This is a genomic window from Streptomyces sp. NTH33 (genome assembly GCF_003236365.1).
Taxonomy (GTDB): domain Bacteria; phylum Actinomycetota; class Actinomycetes; order Streptomycetales; family Streptomycetaceae; genus Streptomyces.
This window is the reverse complement of sequence record NZ_POTZ01000803.1, coordinates 1-1,848: the sequence shown is the minus strand read 5'-3', so window position 1 is coordinate 1,848 and position 1,848 is coordinate 1. Positions and strand designations below refer to the sequence as shown.

2 protein-coding genes and 1 rRNA gene are annotated in these 1,848 nt (G+C 71.9%); 2 read left to right on the top strand and 1 reads right to left on the bottom strand.

Going from position 1 to position 1,848, the window contains the following annotated elements; translation table 11 throughout:
* On the top strand, positions 1-327 hold a 327-nt coding region (locus C1I97_RS36430; RefSeq protein ID WP_146608423.1), incomplete at its 5' end, for an AAA family ATPase.
* On the top strand, positions 327-1,637 hold the full coding sequence (locus C1I97_RS36425) for a DUF58 domain-containing protein (protein ID WP_111007181.1): 1,311 nt from the start codon (positions 327-329) through the stop codon (positions 1,635-1,637). The genes C1I97_RS36430 and C1I97_RS36425, both read left to right, overlap by 1 nt.
* Before the next feature lie 85 nt (positions 1,638-1,722).
* Here the strand turns inward: C1I97_RS36425 and rrf are convergent.
* Positions 1,723-1,839, bottom strand: a 5S ribosomal RNA gene (gene rrf, locus C1I97_RS36420).
* Between the last annotated feature and the right edge of the window lie 9 nt (positions 1,840-1,848).

The window sequence follows — 1,848 nt, the reverse complement described above, 5'->3', positions numbered from 1 at the left end:
GACCTGGACGCGGCCCGCGCCGCCATCGCCAAGACGACCGTTTCCCCCGAGATCACGGCCTACGTCGTCGACATCTGCCGGGCGACCCGCGAATCCCCCTCCCTCACCCTCGGCGTCTCCCCGCGCGGTGCGACGGCCCTGCTGTCGACGGCCCGCGCCTGGGCCTGGCTGACCGGCCGCGACTACGTCACCCCCGACGACGTCAAGGCACTCGCCCTGCCCACCCTGCGCCACCGCGTGCAACTCCGCCCGGAGGCCGAGATGGAAGGCGTGACCGCCGACTCGGTGATCAACGCGATCCTCTCCCACGTCCCGGCCCCCCGCTGATGGCCCTCACCGGACGCGCCGCGCTCCTCGCGGCCCTCGGCTCCCTCCCCGTCGGCATCTGGGACGCCGGCTGGACAGGCATCCTCGCCGTGAACGCCCCGCTGGCCATCGCCTGCGCCTGCGACTACGCCCTCGCCGCGCCGGTACGACGCCTCGGCCTGACGCGCTCCGGCGACACCTCCGTACGCCTGGGCGAGAACGCCGATGTCACTCTCACGATCACCAACCCCTCCCGGCGCCCGCTCCGCGCCCAGCTGCGCGACGCCTGGCCGCCCAGCAGCTGGCAGCCCGGCACGGAGGTGGGGGCCTCCCGCCACCATCTGACCGTGCCGCCCGGCGAACGCCGCCGCGTCACCACCCGGCTGCGCCCCACCCGCCGCGGCGACCGCCAGGCCGACCGCGTCACGATCCGTTCCTACGGCCCCCTCCGGCTCTTCTCACGCCAGGGCACCCACAAGGTCCCCTGGACGCTGCGCGTGCTGCCTCCGTTCACCAGCCGCAAGCATCTGCCCTCCAAGCTCGCCCGGCTCCGGGAACTCGACGGCCGCACCAGCGTGCTCACCCGCGGAGAAGGAACAGAATTCGACAGCCTGCGCGAGTACGTCCCCGGCGACGACACCCGCTCCATCGACTGGCGTGCCACGGCTCGTCAGTCCGCGGTCGCCGTACGCACCTGGCGCCCCGAACGCGATCGGCACATCCTGCTGGTCCTCGACACCGGCCGTACCTCTGCGGGCCGTGTGGGCGACGCCCCGCGCCTGGACGCCGCCATGGACGCGGCTCTGCTCCTCGCGGCCCTCGCCTCCCGCGCCGGGGACCGTGTCGACCTGCTCGCCTACGACCGTCGCGTCCGCGCTCTCGTCCAGAGCCGCGCGGCAGGCGATCTCCTGCCCTCCCTGGTCAACGCCATGGCGACGCTGGAACCCGAACTCCTCGAAACGGACGCCCGGGGTCTTACCGCCATGGCCCTGCGCACGGCTCCGCGCCGTTCGCTGATTGTGCTGCTGACCACTCTGGATGCGGCGCCCGTCGAGGAGGGTCTGCTGCCCGTGCTCCCCCAGCTCACCCAGCGCCATACGGTGCTGGTGGCCTCGGTGGCGGATCCGCACATCGCACGAATGTCCGCGTCCCGCGGAAACGCCGAGGCTGTGTACGAGGCCGCCGCGGCGGCCCAGGCGCAGGCCGAACGCCGGCGCACAGCAGAGCAGCTCCGCCGCCACGGCGTCACGGTCGTCGACGCGACGCCGGAGGACCTGGCGCCGGCGCTGGCGGACGCCTATCTGGCGTTGAAGGCAGCAGGACGTCTTTGAAATGGAAATGGGGGGGCGCAAGCCCCCCAGGACCAAAAACGCAGAAAACCCCGCACCGTGAGGTGCGGGGTTTTCTTCAATATCTGTTCGGCGGTGTCCTACTCTCCCACAGGGTCCCCCCTGCAGTACCATCGGCGCGGTGAGGCTTAGCTTCCGGGTTCGGAATGTGACCGGGCGTTTCCCTCACGCTATGACCACCGAAACCCTAATG